Consider the following 15,210-nt stretch of genomic DNA (forward strand, 5'->3'; position numbering starts at 1 on the left):
TTAAAGAGTTCGCTTGTTTCTAAATATTAAGGCAACAACAAATCCAATCAAACAATCGCGAAGTAAATATTTTACAGCAGCGGTAACCACTTCAGAAAAAGTAAATGGATTGAAACTTTCAAACATTGGCATCGCTTCATCAATTGTTTCTTGAGGAGCATTTCCAACATGCATTAATTTGACATTCAAATCAATCATCAATTGTCGGATAATTTCTTTTGTTTCGGGTGAAAGAATTACTAAATACAATAGCAATAGGTATACTGTATTCATCACGTTGCCAATTAAAATAGTATAAAAATAGCCTGAAAAAGCTTCTTTAAAAGTGATTAAACCACCTAATTTCGCTTTGGTTTGTAGGATAGATAAGATTCCAAAACCAATCATAACAAACACCGTGAAAAAGCCGAGCCAGACGTTTGTAAGTAATTCTAAATTATAAAAGTGTAGATAAGAAGTGAATAGAATCAAAAGGCATCCTAGAAGTACGCCATTTCGCATTCCAATTTTTTTAATCGGGTCTGTCATTAGTATTTGGTTCAAAATAAGCTACAAATATAGCAAATCCGCTTTTACTATCTTTAAAAATCATTTTCTAAATAGATTAAAAAAAGCGCATTAAACATTTGTATATTAAAAAATAAGTGTATTTTTGCACTCTGAAATTAAAAACAGAATAAACAAAAAGTCATAAGGCGTTTATACCTTTTTCTGTCAGATGAAAAAGCTTCAGAACGAATTATTTCAACAAACGAATAAAAACATTTACCATGAAAAAAGGAATTCACCCAGAGAATTACAGATTAGTTGCTTTTAAAGACATGTCAAACGACGAAGTTTTTATCACTAAATCTACAGCAGAAACAAGAGAAACAATCGAGCACGAAGGTGTTGAATACCCAGTTGTAAAATTGGAGATTTCTAGAACTTCTCACCCTTTTTACACAGGTAAATCTAAACTTATTGATACTGCAGGACGTATTGATAAATTTAAAACAAAATACGCTAAACACACTAAATAACCTAGTTTGTGTTTCAAATTATAGAAAGCCTTCCGTTTGGGAGGCTTTTTTTATGCTCAAAAATCATTTTTACTTTGTAACTTTGATCTAATTTTAAAAGCAGCGAGAATGCCTTTAAACTTTTAAACCCTTAAACTTTTCAAATGAACTATATACTTTTTGACGGAACCGTTCGTAATGCCTTGTTGCCGTTCACTTTTACCAGACCTGTTGCTGAAATTAGAATTGGAATTTTAACCATTCGCGAGAAATGGGAAAATTATTTGGGCTCCACAACAACTACAGTTACAGAAGAATATTTGCAGGATAAATTTCCAATGGTTGAAATGGAAGAGAACGTGATGATTAACGCTTCTTTTTTGCCAAATGCCGTTTTGGTTGAAATGGTTTCGAATTTAGAAGTCAATCAGGCGATTTTCAAAGGCGATGAAGTAATTGCATTTTTCACACAAGAATCGCAAGAAGAAGTTGATTTTGATACTTACGAAATTATCGAATTCAGCGACGACGTTTTGACTGTTGAAAATACATGGGATATTTTTCAAAAAAACGACGCTGCGATTCGCGAAGATTTTGAATTACTGACAGAAGACAGAAGGTCACAACCCATTCCAAAAAGTGTGAATGTCATTTCACCAGAAAATATTTTCATCGAAGAAGGAGCGAAGTTGGAATTTGTAACTTTAAATGCTTCAACGGGTCCAATATACATAGGTAAAGATTCTGAAATTATGGAAGGTTCTGTAATTCGTGGACCTTTTGCTTTATGCGAAGGTGCTCAAGTGAAGTTGGCTACCAAAGTGTATGGAGCAACTACGGTTGGACCACATTCTAGAATTGGAGGAGAAGTCAATAATTCGGTTTTATTCGCTTATTCAAATAAAGGACACGACGGATTTTTGGGGAATTCAGTTTTAGGGGAATGGTGTAATATTGGTGCCGATTCTAATAATTCAAATCTGAAAAACAACTACGAAGAAGTAAAATTGTGGAGTTACGAAACCGAAGGTTTTGCTAAAACAGGTTCGCAGTTTTGTGGATTAATGATGGGCGACCACAGTAAATGCGGAATTAACACTATGTTCAATACAGGAACTGTAGTTGGTGTAAGTGCGAATATTTTTGGAAGTGGTTTTCCTCGTAATTTCGTTCCAAGTTTTTCTTGGGGTGGCGCTTCAGGTTTTTCAACATACATCACTAAAAAAGCATTTGAAACCGCAAGAATTGTAATGTCAAGAAGAAATCTAGAGTTTGATGAAAAAGAGCAACAAATATTAGAACACGTTTTTGAAGAAACTAAAAAGTGGAGAAAAGATTCGTAAACATAAAAAAAGCCTTAATGATAAATTAAGGCTTTTCTTTGCTTTTTAATCAGGCATTATTCTGTAAAAATTACCTTCTGTATCAAATTGTAAATTTATCTCGTCGTTAATTTTTACAAAATTGAAACGATTTCCTTTTTTAATTTCAGTGATTTTTGCATTGGGATATGTTTTCTGAATGTAAGCACCAACACTTGGTTGTAACATTGTAGTGGCAAGCGTAGTAGTTTTTGATTCAATTTCTCTCCATCGGCCGCGGTTGTTAAATTCCACTTCAGCACCATTCGCAAGTTTTACTTCATATTTAAACGTAGTACCTTCTGCTTCTTTGTACATTTCTTGTATTTGAATTCCTTTAAAATTTGCTTCGAGAAAAGTTGTCGCTTCAGGTGGTAATTTCGTTACCTTTTGTTTTTGTTGAGCACTTGCAAAAAATGAACTTGCTATTAAAATTAACGTAAATATCTTTTTTGTATTCATGGTTTTGGGGCTGTTTTAATTTAAACATAGCAATTTACTAAAAAAATACTTTCGTTAAGTCTCTTTCAGTTAAAAATTTACTTTTTTGCTTTTTTAACGCGTTTTAAATCCAACATATTCAATCCGTTGATACCTAGATTCTGAACTTCTTTCCGACTGAAACGAGCCACTTTGTCGTAAAATAAAGGAATTACAGGTGCTTCTTCCATTATCAGTTTGTCCATTTCACGGTACAATTTATAACGTTTTTCTACATCCGTTTCTCTGAAAGCATCTTCATACAATTTATCAAACTTTTCATTTTTGAAATGCGTATAATTTGGGCCATTGGGTGCGAAATTTTTACTGTAAAATAAAGACAAATAATTTTCAGCATCGGGATAATCGGCAATCCAACTCGCTCTAAAAAATGACACTTTACCCGTAGAAATCGCTTGACGCAAAGTCGATGGTGGATTGATATCTACCGAAACATCTAAACCAATTTTCTGCCATTCGCGTTGCAAGAATTCAGCAATGTCAATATAGGAAGCATTCGTGCTTAAAAATATTTTTGGGTTTTTATCACCTGTTTCTTGTTTGTACTTTGTTATTAACGAAATTGCTTTTTCAGGATTATAATCATATCCTTCAAAAGCTTCAAAACTTGGTAAGCCATCTGGAATCATTCCGCTTGTGGCAGGTGTTCCCATTCCATTTCGTAAATAAAGAATTAGTTTTTTCCGGTCAAAACCATAATTCATCGCTTGACGAATACTTTTATTTTTTATTGCTTCACTAGTTCCATCGAGGCGAAAACCTAAATATTCGGTATTCAGATAAGGTCCAGTAATTAAATTAATGTCATTTTTATATTTGTCTTGCAAAGTACCTCGTTGAGTCAGAATTTCGTCTTTATAGGAAGGGTCTAATCCTGAAATAAAATCCAATTTCCCTTGAATAAATTGCAGAAATCCACTTCGTTTGTCAGGCAGAAAAGTAATTGCAACGGCTTCTAAATAAGGTAACTTTTCTCCATTAATATCTTTTTCAAAATATAAAGGATTTTTTCGCAAAACTAATTTTACGTTTTCTTCCCAAAGTTTAAATTGAAAAGGTCCAGTTCCAATTGGGTTTGAACGAAAGTCAATTTCAGGATTTTCAACCACTTCTTTTGGAACTACCGAAGCATATTTCATTGAAAGCAAACCTAAAAATCCGGGAAATGATTTGTGTAATTTTATTTCAAAAACACTGTCATTAATAGTTTTGAAAGAAGCAACATTTTGCATAATCCATCGTCCAGGCGAAGCGACTTTCTCATCTAAAATTCGGTTGAATGAATAATTGAAATCTTCAGACTTTACAGTTCGCGTGCTGTCTTTTCCAAAAGAATTGTTTTTATGAAAATAAACGTCGTTTCTTAAAGTGAATTGATAAGTTGTTCCTTCGTCAGAAATAGTCCACGATTTTGCAATATCAGGTTGCACATTTAATTTATCATCCAACTGAACTAACCCATTAAATAAGTGGTTACAAGCCCAAATATTAGTTTGCACTTTTGAAAAAGCGGGGTCTAACGAGGTGATATTGGCGTCTTCATTGTATCTGAAAACCAAATTATCTCGGTCAGACTCGGCTTCTTTTTTGCAAGAAAACAGTGTTAATGTAAGGCAAAATAGTGATATATAGTAGCTTAATGATTTCATTTTAAAAAATATTGTATGTAAATTTGCAGGCTATTTACAAAATGTAAATATAGCTAAAATACCTATTTCCCAATTGGGCTCCAGATAATGACATTGACTAAAAAAAAAGTAGCGTTTTATACGCTTGGTTGTAAACTTAATTTCTCCGAAACTTCCACCATCGCTCGTAACTTTCAAGACGAAGGATTTGACCGCGTGGATTTTGAAGAAGTAGCTGATATCTATGTGATTAACACGTGTTCAGTTACTGAAAATGCAGATAAACAATTTAAGCAAGTTGTTAAAAAAGCAATGAAGTTGAACGACAAAGCTTTTGTTGCCGCAATTGGTTGTTATGCTCAATTAAAGCCCGAAGAATTGGCGGATGTAAATGGTGTAGATTTAGTTTTAGGAGCGACTGAAAAATTCAAAATCACTGATTATATCAATGATTTATCCAAAAATGATATGGGTGAAATTCATTCCTGTGAAATTTCAGAAGCTGATTTTTATGTAGGAAGTTATTCCATTGGCGACCGAACACGTGCTTTTTTAAAAGTGCAGGATGGTTGCGATTATAAATGTACGTATTGTACGATTCCTTTGGCACGTGGAATATCTAGAAGCGATACTTTAGAAAATGTATTGCAAAATGCCAAAGATATTTCTGCTCAAGATATTAAAGAAATTGTTTTAACCGGTGTAAATATTGGTGATTACGGAAAGGGTGAATTTGGAAACAAAAAACACGAAAATACTTTTTATGAATTGGTTCAAAAATTAGACGAAGTAGAAGGAATTGAGCGTTTGCGTATTTCATCCATCGAACCTAATTTATTAAAAAACGAAACAATCGAATTCGTATCTAAAAGCCGAACTTTTGTTCCGCATTTTCATATTCCATTGCAATCGGGAAGTAATGACATTTTGAAATTAATGAAACGTCGTTATTTGCGCGAAGTTTATACCGAACGTGTGAATAAAATCCGCGAAGTAATGCCACACGCTTGTATTGGTGTCGACGTAATTGTTGGTTTTCCTGGCGAAACTGACGAACATTTCTTGGAAACGTATCATTTTTTGAATGATATGGATATTTCATATCTGCACGTTTTTACCTATTCTGAACGTGAAAATACAGAAGCGGCAGAAATGGAAGGTGTTGTTCCAGCGAATGTGCGTTCGAAAAGAAGTAAAATGCTTCGAGGTTTGTCTGTGAAAAAACGTCGTGCATTTTACGAAAGTCAAATTGGAAGTAATCGAACTGTTTTGTTTGAAAGCGAAAACAAAGAAGGCTACATTCACGGTTTTACCGAAAATTACGTAAAAGTAAAAACGCCGTGGAATCCAGAATTAGTAAATACTTTACACGAAATTACATTGACAAAAATCGATGAAGACGGAAGTGTGAGATTGGAGTTTGTCGAGGCTTTAGTTTAATTTAAAATAATTTTAGCCACGAATTGCGCCAATTAGCACGAATGAATTATAAATATTAGTGAAGATTTGTGAAATTCGTGGCTAAAAAAAAACACTTCAATTTCTAATATTTATAATGAAATTTAATCGTCGTCATTCTATAAACGGAAGGACTGTATTGCTCGATAAATTCGAATTTATTTCTTCCTTTTTTTTCGAAAGAAATAATGTTTTTAGCGCTAACTTCAACATACATTGAAGAACCTTCCATCATAAAACGTTCGCCCTTTTTGCGATAAGCTGCTCGAATTAAATCAAATTCAGATAAACTCCAAGTGATGTTGTGCGAATCAAAATCTTCTAGATTGGTGTATAATCCCGATGTTATTTCAGTTTTAGAACCGTAATATTTTTCGATTTCTTCAAAAAAAGCAAGTACGTTTGAGTTGAGTTCTTCGGATGTCATTTCGTAAAAATAAAAAATTTTTAAAAATAAAAAAACCACTTCTGACAAGTGGTTTCAATTTTATGAGTTTTTATATGCGAATTCCAGGTGGTAAAAGCTCTCTATAAACTCTGTTTTTACGGAAGAAAGAGGCGATTTTTGGTAAAATTGGAACTACTTTCCAATTGTTATCAATAGCAATTTGCATGATTTCTTTCAAAAATTCGGATATGAATTCTTCGTTTTCAAAATCATCAGGTGTGTTTATCCGTGTTAAGAAAATCTTTTTTTCCTGAAAGGAATATTCTAAAGTAATTAATTGTTCATCGACATAAGTTTCAAATTGTCTCGAAAAAGTATTGTCTTTAATTTCCATAATTGTCTGTATTATAGTATTTCAAGTAACTAATGCATGATTAATTGTAGCAAACTAACTAAAATCAGCTTTTCACAAATTAGTGATAAAGTGCTATCGAGAATAGTGCAACTTCAATAAATCGTGTAATTTTATACAAAAATCGTCATTTTATATGACTTTTGCTGTTAGTGCAGCGTTAAAACATTTGAGATGGAAAAAATTCACGTTTATTTTATGCCCGGTCTTGCGGCAAGTTCGCTAATTTTTGAACGTATTGAATTGCCTAAAGACCAATTTGAAATTCACTTATTAGATTGGGAATTACCGTTAGTGAATGAAACTCTGACGCATTATGCAGAGCGAATTTCGAAATTAGTCACAGAACCAAATCCTGTTCTAATAGGCGTTTCCTTTGGAGGTGTTTTAGTCCAAGAAATGGCACGCTTTCTGAAGGTTAGAAAACTGATTATTATTTCGAGTGTGAAAACTAATTTGGAAGTTCCGCTTCGAATGAAATTTGCAAAATCGACAAAAGCGTATAAATTATTGCCTACAAGTTGGTTGCACAATGTAGAGTTATTAGCCAAATATTCCTTTGGAGATGCCATAAAAAAACGTTTAAAATTGTATGAAAAATATCTTTCCATTCGAGACAAAGTATATCTAGATTGGGCGATTGAGCAAATGATTTTATGGGACCGAACCGAACCTGATAGAAATGTCGTTCACATTCACGGAACCTTGGACGAAGTATTTCCTGTTAAAAATATTAATGATTATATTGCAGTTCCCGGCGGAACACATATTATGATTTTGAGTAAATTTAGATGGATGAACGAGAATCTTCCGAGAATAATTTTAGAATAAAAACAATAAATGCAGGAGTAAATCAGTTTAACTTCTATAATAGATGAAAGATATGAACACGATAAAGAAAATAGGAAGTATAGTCGGATTGGTTTTAATCAGCGGCACTTTAATCCACTCGGTTGCTTACACAGAACCAAAATCGAATACTGAAATAGGAGGAAGGTATTATCCAACTTCGATTGATTTCGCCGGAGAAAAAACACCTTTGCATTTAGCTGATGTAAAAGAGCGATTTGACCGCGAATTGATTGTGAATGCAAATTTGCATGGTTCCATGATCATTATTACCAAACGTGCGAATCGGGAATTTCCCATAATTGAACCAATTTTGAAGAAATACGGCGTTCCGGATGATTTTAAATATTTGGCTGTAGCCGAAAGTGCTTTGGTAAACGCTACTTCATCAGTAGGAGCAAAAGGCTTTTGGCAATTTATGCCGGCGACTGCTAAAGAGTATGGAATGGAAGTTACCGATGAAGTAGACGAACGGTATCATTTGATAAAATCGACTGAAGCTGCTTGTAAATACCTTGTGAATGCGAAAGAAAAAATGGGTTCATGGACTTTAGCTGCCGCTTCTTATAATGGAGGTTTAGCAGGAGTCAACCGCCAAATCACAAGTCAAGGCGAAACGAATTACTACGATTTATTGCTAACGGAAGAAACCTATCGTTATGTTTTCAGGATTTTGGCATTGAAAGAAATTATGAAAAACCCCGTTATGTATGGGTTCACTTATACAAAAGATGAATTGTACAGCGGAATTCCAACAAAAAAAGTAGAAATAGATTCTTCAATTACTGATTTAGCCGCTTTCGCCAAACAGCAAGGAATCAATTATAAGATATTGAAAATTCACAATCCGTGGTTGCGCGATAAAAAGTTGACGAATACTTCTGGAAAGAAATACGTAATTGAAATTCCAACGAGCGGGTATTAAGGAAGTGGTCAGTGTTCAGGCTTTTAGTGTTCAGAATTTAAAAGAGTATTCATTATAAATTATTCGAAAATAATTCACAAAAAAATCCGCTTATGAATGTTTCAAAAGCGGATTTTCTATTTCAAATGTATTCTTGAATTGCGAATGATTACGAATAATCTGACGAATACTTACTTAAGACAACGACTGATTACTAATAACCTGAACACTGACCACTAGATTTTCTTCATCTGGTCTTTCATCATCTTAATTTGGTCTTTCAGCAAACCTTGTTTGTCTAATTTTTTAGCTTCGTTCAATAAGTTCGTAGCTTCTAATTTTCTTCTTCTCGTCATCGCTACTCCAGCAAGATTCAATTTCGCAATTGCTTTATCGGTATCCATTCCTAAACCAAGTTCTAACGCTTTTTTGAAATGCTTCTCCGCTTGCATGATGTTTGTTTGCGACAGCATCAAACCGTGTAAGTATTGAAAGTAACCTTGTTGTTTTCTAACTAACGCTGTTTCTGGATTTTTAATGTATGAAAGCCACTTTTGAGCACCGGGAAAATCTTGTTTTCGCAGTTTTAAAAAGGCCAAAAGGATAAATTCATTCTTAAAATACAAAAAGATGAAAATGGTAGACAGTAAAAGAAGGAAAATTCCATTCCCGATATTCTTTTCTGTAAATTGCCAAATCCCAGTAGCAATGATTAATCCGGCGATAATAAGCTTAATATTTCTGTGATACATAGTAGTTCTTTTATTGAGTTTGCAAATGTAAGAAAATCATTTGAAAATATTTTTATAAAACCGCTTGCTTAAAAAAAAAACCTTTGTATATTTGCACTCGGTTTTAAGGCAAGAAAATCTTAAGAACCGTAATATAGAAATAAATTAAGATTTTTAAAGATACAAAGCAATGAGCAAAAGAACATTTCAACCATCGAAAAGAAAAAGAAGAAATAAACACGGATTTATGGACAGAATGGAATCTGCGAACGGAAGAAAAGTTCTAGCACGTAGAAGAGCAAAAGGAAGACATAAATTGACTGTTTCTTGCGAGCCAAGACACAAAAAATAATGATTAGATTCTAATCAATATCAAGCCGTTACTTTTATTAGTAGCGGCTTTTTTTTAAAGTTTTTTATAAAATATTGATTAAATTTAGGGTTTGTTTCAGGAGCTATTTCCTGCTATCCGCTAAATCTTTTTAATTTTAAAGAAAAATTAAAAAGGATACCGCTATCAGTCCCGAGATTTCGGGATAGGGTCTGCGGTAAAACAGAAACTCACTTTTTTAAAATACAACAACACAACAACACACAAAATATAACTACTATGCCGAAAGACAATTCAATCAAATCGCTTTTAATAATTGGTTCAGGACCTATTGTAATCGGACAAGCATGCGAATTCGATTATGCAGGTTCACAATCCGCTCGTTCCATTCGTGAGGAAGGAATCGAAGTTATTTTAATCAATTCCAATCCGGCAACGATTATGACCGACCCATCAATGGCGGATCACGTGTATTTATTGCCATTGACAACGAAATCTTTAATTCAAATTCTTAAAGAACATCCACAAATTGATGCCGTTTTGCCAACAATGGGTGGACAAACGGCTTTAAACTTGTGTTTAGAAGCAGATGAAAAAGGAATTTGGGAAGATTTTGGTGTACGATTAATTGGAGTGGACATTAATGCAATTAACGTAACAGAAGATCGTGAACAATTCAAACAGTTGTTACATAAAATTGGTGTTCCAACAGCACCAGCAAAAACGGCAACTTCTTTCTTGCAAGGAAAAGAAATCGCACAGGAATTTGGTTTTCCCTTAGTAATTCGTCCTTCATTTACTTTAGGAGGAACAGGAGCTGCTTTTGTACATACCAAGGAAGAATTCGACGAAAAACTTTCGTACGGACTTGAAATGTCGCCCATACACGAAGTATTAATTGACAAAGCATTGATCGGTTGGAAAGAGTACGAATTGGAGCTTTTGCGCGACCAAAACGATAATGTGGTAATTATCTGTTCCATTGAAAATATGGACCCGATGGGAATTCATACAGGAGATTCAATTACGGTAGCTCCAGCAATGACGTTATCAGATACGACTTTCCAAAAAATGCGCGACATGGCGATTTTGATGATGCGAAGTATCGGAAATTTTGCAGGAGGTTGTAACGTACAATTTGCCGTTTCGCCAGACGAAAAAGAAGATATTGTGGCAATTGAAATCAATCCACGTGTCTCTCGTTCATCCGCCTTGGCTTCAAAAGCGACAGGTTATCCAATTGCAAAAATCGCTTCGAAATTAGCTTTGGGTTACACATTAGATGAATTGCAAAACCAAATTACAAAATCAACTTCTGCTTTATTCGAGCCGACTTTAGATTATGTAATCGTAAAAATACCACGTTGGAACTTTGATAAATTCGAAGGTGCAGACCGAACGTTAGGGCTTCAAATGAAATCGGTTGGTGAAGTGATGGGAATTGGACGTTCGTTCCAAGAAGCATTGCACAAAGCGACACAATCATTAGAGATCAAACGAAATGGCTTGGGAGCTGACGGAAAAGGGTACAAAAATTACGAACAAATCATTGAGAAGCTAACTTTTGCAAGTTGGGACCGAGTTTTCGTAATTTATGATGCCATTCAAATGGGAATTCCATTAAGCAGAATCCACGAAATCACTAAAATAGACATGTGGTTCTTGAAGCAATACGAAGAACTTTATATTTTAGAACGCGAAATTTCAAATTTCAAAATTGATACACTTCCTAAAGAATTACTTTTAGAAGCAAAACAAAAAGGATTTGCCGACAGACAAATCGCTCACATGATGGGTTGTTTAGAAAGTCAGATTTATAAATTACGTGAGGACAAAAACATCAACCGTGTTTACAAATTAGTAGATACGTGTGCGGCTGAATTCCCAGCATTGACGCCTTATTATTATTCGACTTTTGAAGCAGAAGTAGAAAAAGCAGACGGAACAAGATACGTTCACAATGAAAGTATTGTAACGGATAAGAAAAAAGTAATTGTTCTTGGTTCAGGTCCAAATAGAATTGGGCAAGGAATTGAATTTGATTATTCTTGTGTTCACGGGGTTTTAGCTGCAAAAGAATGTGGTTACGAAACCATCATGATTAATTGTAATCCTGAAACGGTTTCAACTGATTTTGATACAGCTGATAAATTATACTTCGAACCTGTTTTTTGGGAACACATTTACGATATCATCCGTCATGAAAAACCAGAAGGAGTAATTGTACAATTAGGAGGACAAACGGCTTTAAAATTAGCTGAAAAACTTTCAAAATACGGAATTAAAATTCTTGGAACTAGCTTTGACGCTTTAGATTTAGCGGAAGATAGAGGCCGTTTCTCTGAATTATTGACAACTTTAAATATTCCTTTCCCAAAATTCGGAATTGCTGAAAGTGCCGACCAAGCTTCTAAACTAGCAGATACATTAGATTTTCCATTATTAGTTCGTCCTTCTTACGTTTTGGGTGGACAGGGAATGAAAATTGTCATCAACAAACAAGAATTAGAAGAACATGTAATTGATTTATTGAAATCAATTCCTGGAAATAAATTATTATTAGATCATTATTTAGATGGTGCAATTGAAGCAGAAGCTGATGCAATTTGTGATGCAGATGGAAATGTGTACATCATCGGAATCATGGAGCATATTGAGCCTTGTGGCGTCCATTCAGGAGATTCGAACGCAACTTTGCCACCGTTTAATTTAGGTGAATTTGTAATGCAACAAATTAAAGAACATACCATTAACATTGCAAGAGCATTGAAAACGGTTGGTTTAATCAACGTTCAATTTGCAATCAAAGATGATACGGTTTTCATTATCGAAGCAAATCCTAGAGCTTCTCGAACTGTTCCTTTTATTGCAAAAGCGTACGGCGAACCGTATGTAAATTACGCTACGAAAGTAATGTTGGGTCATAATAAAGTGACGGATTTCAAATTCAATCCGCAACTTAAAGGATATGCAATTAAGCAACCTGTATTCTCATTTAGTAAGTTCAAAAATGTAAATAAAGCATTGGGTCCAGAGATGAAATCAACAGGTGAAAGCATCTTGTTTATTGATGATTTAAAAGACGATCAGTTTTACGAATTGTATTCAAGACGTAAGATGTACTTAAGTAAATAATAAATAGCTTATATTTAAAAAAGTCTCTTTTCGTTGTGGAAAGAGACTTTTTTTATGTGGTAAATTTGGTTTTATTTTAGAATAAAGTACTCGCTTCTGGTTTTGAAATGGTCTTTAATTCCAGATTAAAGTGTTATTTGATTTCAACGTTGAAGTCTTGAAAAAGTTGGTGCATTTCGATTGTATCAAAATCACGTTCAAAAGCTACTTTAGGATTTGTTTTCTTTAATTTGGTTTGCTGAATTCCGTTATAAAAACGCCTGATTTCATCTTCAGTAGAAATCGTTAATCCCGGTACTTTAATCGTTTTTCCTTCATCATCTTTGGCAACCATCGTAAAATAAGAAGAGTTACAATGCTTGCAAGTTCCCGTTCTGATATTTTCAGATTCTACGCGAATACCCACAATCATGGAGCTGTTTCCAACAAAGTTCACAGAAGCTTTTAAAGTAACTAACTCGCCAATTTCGATAGGATTTAAAAAGTTTACCGTATCAACAGAAGCGGTGACACAATAATATCCTGAAAATTTGGACGCACTTGCAAATGCAATTTGATCCATCAGTGAGAGTATAAATCCACCGTGAATTTTTCCACTAAAATTAGAGTGTGACGGTAACATAAGTTCCGATAAAGTCACTCTTGAGGCTTCGACAGGTTTGAAAATCATTTTATTTTGTTTTTGTAAACTAAATATAACAACTAATTTTAAGATTCCCTATCTTCTTCAGTAATAAGTAAATTTTCAGGTAGGCTTTTATTGGTTTTCGCACCCATTTTTTTGAGTTTCTGAACGCTATTGACTAAGTTCCCTTTCCCTTCCACCAATTTATTCATCGCTAAACTATATTCCGATTTTGCATCGTCTAATTTTCTGCCAATTTTTTCCATGTCGGTGATGAACCCATAAAACTTATCATACAAAGCACCTGCTTGTCTCGCAATTTCGTAGGCATTTTGTTGTTGCTTTTGATTTGTCCAAATACTATCAATTGTGCGAAGTGTGGCAAGTAATGTCGTGGGAGTTACAATAATGATGTTTTGTTCAAATGCTTTGTTGTATAAAAAGCTGTCGTTATTTAATGCGGTAGCAAAAGCGGCTTCAATCGGGACAAATAGCAATACAAAATCCGGACTTTCGATGTCGTATATGGTATGGTAATTTTTTGAACTCAGTTGCTCAACATGCTTTTTCAAGGATGCAATGTGTTCGTTGAGGTAGTTTTTTCTCAAATGTTCGTCTTCTTCGTTAACGAATTTCTCGTAAGCAACCAGCGATACTTTTGAGTCAATGATCATTTTTTTACCTTCCGGCAAATGAATGACCACATCAGGAATTCGCTTCTGACCTTCTATTTCAAAAGTTTGTTGCACCTCGTATTCCCGACCTTTTTCCAACCCTGACTTTTCTAAAACACGTTCAAGAACCAATTCGCCCCAATTCCCTTGCATTTTATTATCGCCTTTCAAGGCTTTTGTCAAGTTCATCGTTTCCTTATTCATCAAAACGTTCAAATCCTTGAGTCCCAAAATTTGTTGGCGCAAAGCCGCATGATAGTCAATGCTTTCCTTATGTGTGTCTTCGACCTTTTTTTCAAAATTCAGAATTTTATCCTGCAAAGGAGCTAAAATAGTTTTTAGATTCTCTTGATTTTGAAGTGTGAATTTGGTGCTTTTTTCTTCTAAAATTTTATTGGCCAAATTCTCAAATTCCGTTGTGAATTTCTTTTGTAAATCTTCAACCTCACTTTTTTGTTCTCTATGTCGTTCAAATAAGTGATCAAAATCTGCTTCTTTTTTAGATAGCTGAATGGCTAAAACTTCCTTTTCAGTGCGAATTTGTTCGCGATCAATTTGAATTTGAGTGTTCTGTTTCTGCAAAAAGTCGTGCATTCGATTTTGCTCTTCTTTTGTCACAGAAATTTGATGCTCCAGTTGCCTAATCTGCTCAACGTAAACTTGTTTTTCTGTTGAATTTTTAGAGGCAACAAACCATTTGGCGAACATAAAACCAAAAATGAAGCTTAAAACTCCAACTAGAACCGCAATCAAAATCTCATTCATATTTTTAATTTAGGATAGAATACACGAACAGAAATCTACAAAAAAATATATTGATGTTCTTCATTGTTTCAAGAAAAAAAAAATTATTTAATACTACTTCTTTTAATTTTTTGGCACAAAAAAAACGATTCCTTTTGAGAAATCGTTTTGTGAATTTTAGTTTTTATATAAGCTTATGACATTCCAAATTGGTGGTCAAATTCTTTATTGGAAATCCGTTTAGCAGAGTAACTGTTGTATATAATGGTTTTTACATTTTTTCTTTGTTGCAATAATATTGGGTAATTGATCAAAACGCCCACGATGCAAATTAACATTAGAATCACTAATAATGACATGTAAATCAAGAAATTCATTTCCATTGAAGGACGAAAATCGGTGATTAAAAAGAAGCCAGCTCCGATGAAGACTACTATTGACAGGATTAGAGATACTATTTTCATAACG

General features: G+C 34.0%; 16 protein-coding genes. 7 read left to right on the forward strand and 9 right to left on the reverse strand.

The genetic code is table 11. The features are described from left to right. Positions 1-528, reverse strand: a complete 528-nt coding sequence (locus tag YWA_RS0110410; RefSeq protein ID WP_022828453.1) for a DUF4199 family protein — start codon at positions 526-528, stop codon at positions 1-3. Between the two features lie 242 nt (positions 529-770). Between YWA_RS0110410 and YWA_RS0110415 the strand changes: the two genes are divergently transcribed. Together YWA_RS0110415 and YWA_RS0110420 are read left to right on the forward strand one after the other, a co-directional pair. Further along, on the forward strand, positions 771-1,022 hold the full coding sequence (locus YWA_RS0110415) for a type B 50S ribosomal protein L31 (protein WP_022828454.1): 252 nt from the start codon (positions 771-773) through the stop codon (positions 1,020-1,022). A gap of 143 nt (positions 1,023-1,165) precedes the next feature. Continuing rightward, positions 1,166-2,344 carry a GlmU family protein gene (locus YWA_RS0110420; protein WP_022828455.1) on the forward strand — a complete coding sequence of 393 codons (1,179 nt, stop codon included), beginning with the start codon at positions 1,166-1,168 and terminating at the stop codon, positions 2,342-2,344. A 45-nt stretch (positions 2,345-2,389) separates the two neighbouring features. Here the strand turns inward: YWA_RS0110420 and YWA_RS0110425 are convergent, their stop codons facing one another. Together YWA_RS0110425 and YWA_RS0110430 are read right to left on the reverse strand one after the other, a co-directional pair. Beyond that, positions 2,390-2,824: a PepSY-like domain-containing protein gene (locus YWA_RS0110425; protein WP_022828456.1), complete on the reverse strand. Its 435-nt coding sequence runs from the start codon at positions 2,822-2,824 to the stop codon at positions 2,390-2,392. Between the two features lie 77 nt (positions 2,825-2,901). Then, positions 2,902-4,512: an ABC transporter substrate-binding protein gene (locus YWA_RS0110430; protein ID WP_022828457.1), complete on the reverse strand. Its 1,611-nt coding sequence runs from the start codon at positions 4,510-4,512 to the stop codon at positions 2,902-2,904. A gap of 87 nt (positions 4,513-4,599) precedes the next feature. On the opposite strand from YWA_RS0110430, the gene mtaB reads away from it, so the two are divergent. Continuing rightward, positions 4,600-5,931, forward strand: coding sequence for a tRNA (N(6)-L-threonylcarbamoyladenosine(37)-C(2))-methylthiotransferase MtaB (gene mtaB / locus YWA_RS0110435; protein WP_022828458.1), 1,332 nt, complete (start codon positions 4,600-4,602; stop codon positions 5,929-5,931). 103 nt (positions 5,932-6,034) lie between these two features. On the opposite strand, the gene YWA_RS0110440 is transcribed toward mtaB, so the two are convergent. After that, positions 6,035-6,376, reverse strand: a complete 342-nt coding sequence (locus YWA_RS0110440) for a hypothetical protein (protein ID WP_157505331.1) — start codon at positions 6,374-6,376, stop codon at positions 6,035-6,037. 70 nt (positions 6,377-6,446) lie between these two features. Continuing rightward, on the reverse strand, positions 6,447-6,731 hold the full coding sequence (locus YWA_RS0110445) for a GNAT family N-acetyltransferase (RefSeq protein ID WP_022828460.1): 285 nt from the start codon (positions 6,729-6,731) through the stop codon (positions 6,447-6,449). A 192-nt stretch (positions 6,732-6,923) separates the two neighbouring features. Here YWA_RS0110445 and YWA_RS0110450 point away from each other — a divergent pair, with 192 nt between their 5' ends. Further along, positions 6,924-7,580 carry an alpha/beta hydrolase gene (locus tag YWA_RS0110450; RefSeq protein ID WP_022828461.1) on the forward strand — a complete coding sequence of 219 codons (657 nt, stop codon included), beginning with the start codon at positions 6,924-6,926 and terminating at the stop codon, positions 7,578-7,580. 52 nt (positions 7,581-7,632) lie between these two features. Further along, positions 7,633-8,523: a lytic transglycosylase domain-containing protein gene (locus tag YWA_RS0110455; RefSeq protein ID WP_026718745.1), complete on the forward strand. Its 891-nt coding sequence runs from the start codon at positions 7,633-7,635 to the stop codon at positions 8,521-8,523. Between the two features lie 215 nt (positions 8,524-8,738). On the opposite strand, the gene YWA_RS0110460 is transcribed toward YWA_RS0110455, so the two are convergent. After that, positions 8,739-9,254, reverse strand: a complete 516-nt coding sequence (locus YWA_RS0110460) for a membrane protein (RefSeq protein ID WP_022828463.1) — start codon at positions 9,252-9,254, stop codon at positions 8,739-8,741. A 169-nt stretch (positions 9,255-9,423) separates the two neighbouring features. Between YWA_RS0110460 and rpmH the strand changes: the two genes are divergently transcribed. Next, positions 9,424-9,585, forward strand: a complete 162-nt coding sequence (gene rpmH, locus YWA_RS0110465; RefSeq protein WP_022828464.1) for a 50S ribosomal protein L34 — start codon at positions 9,424-9,426, stop codon at positions 9,583-9,585. Positions 9,586-9,843: 258 nt separating this feature from the next. Further along, positions 9,844-12,699, forward strand: a complete 2,856-nt coding sequence (gene carB / locus YWA_RS0110470; protein WP_022828465.1) for a carbamoyl-phosphate synthase large subunit — start codon at positions 9,844-9,846, stop codon at positions 12,697-12,699. A gap of 133 nt (positions 12,700-12,832) precedes the next feature. Here the strand turns inward: carB and YWA_RS0110475 are convergent, their stop codons facing one another. From YWA_RS0110475 to YWA_RS0110485, 3 genes are all read right to left on the reverse strand, one after another. Continuing rightward, a complete protein-coding gene (locus YWA_RS0110475) occupies positions 12,833-13,369 on the reverse strand; it encodes an acyl-CoA thioesterase (protein WP_022828466.1) in 537 nt (178 codons plus the stop codon). Between the two features lie 38 nt (positions 13,370-13,407). Next, entirely contained in the window at positions 13,408-14,763 is a 1,356-nt protein-coding gene (gene rmuC / locus YWA_RS0110480; RefSeq protein WP_022828467.1) for a DNA recombination protein RmuC, read from the reverse strand. Positions 14,764-14,936: 173 nt separating this feature from the next. Next, complete coding sequence (locus YWA_RS0110485; RefSeq protein WP_157505332.1) at positions 14,937-15,206, reverse strand: hypothetical protein; 270 nt, start codon at positions 15,204-15,206, stop codon at positions 14,937-14,939. Positions 15,207-15,210: the final 4 nt, after the last annotated feature.

It is taken from the genome of Flavobacterium antarcticum DSM 19726 (genome assembly GCF_000419685.1).
Taxonomy (GTDB): Bacteria; Bacteroidota; Bacteroidia; order Flavobacteriales; family Flavobacteriaceae; genus Flavobacterium; species Flavobacterium antarcticum.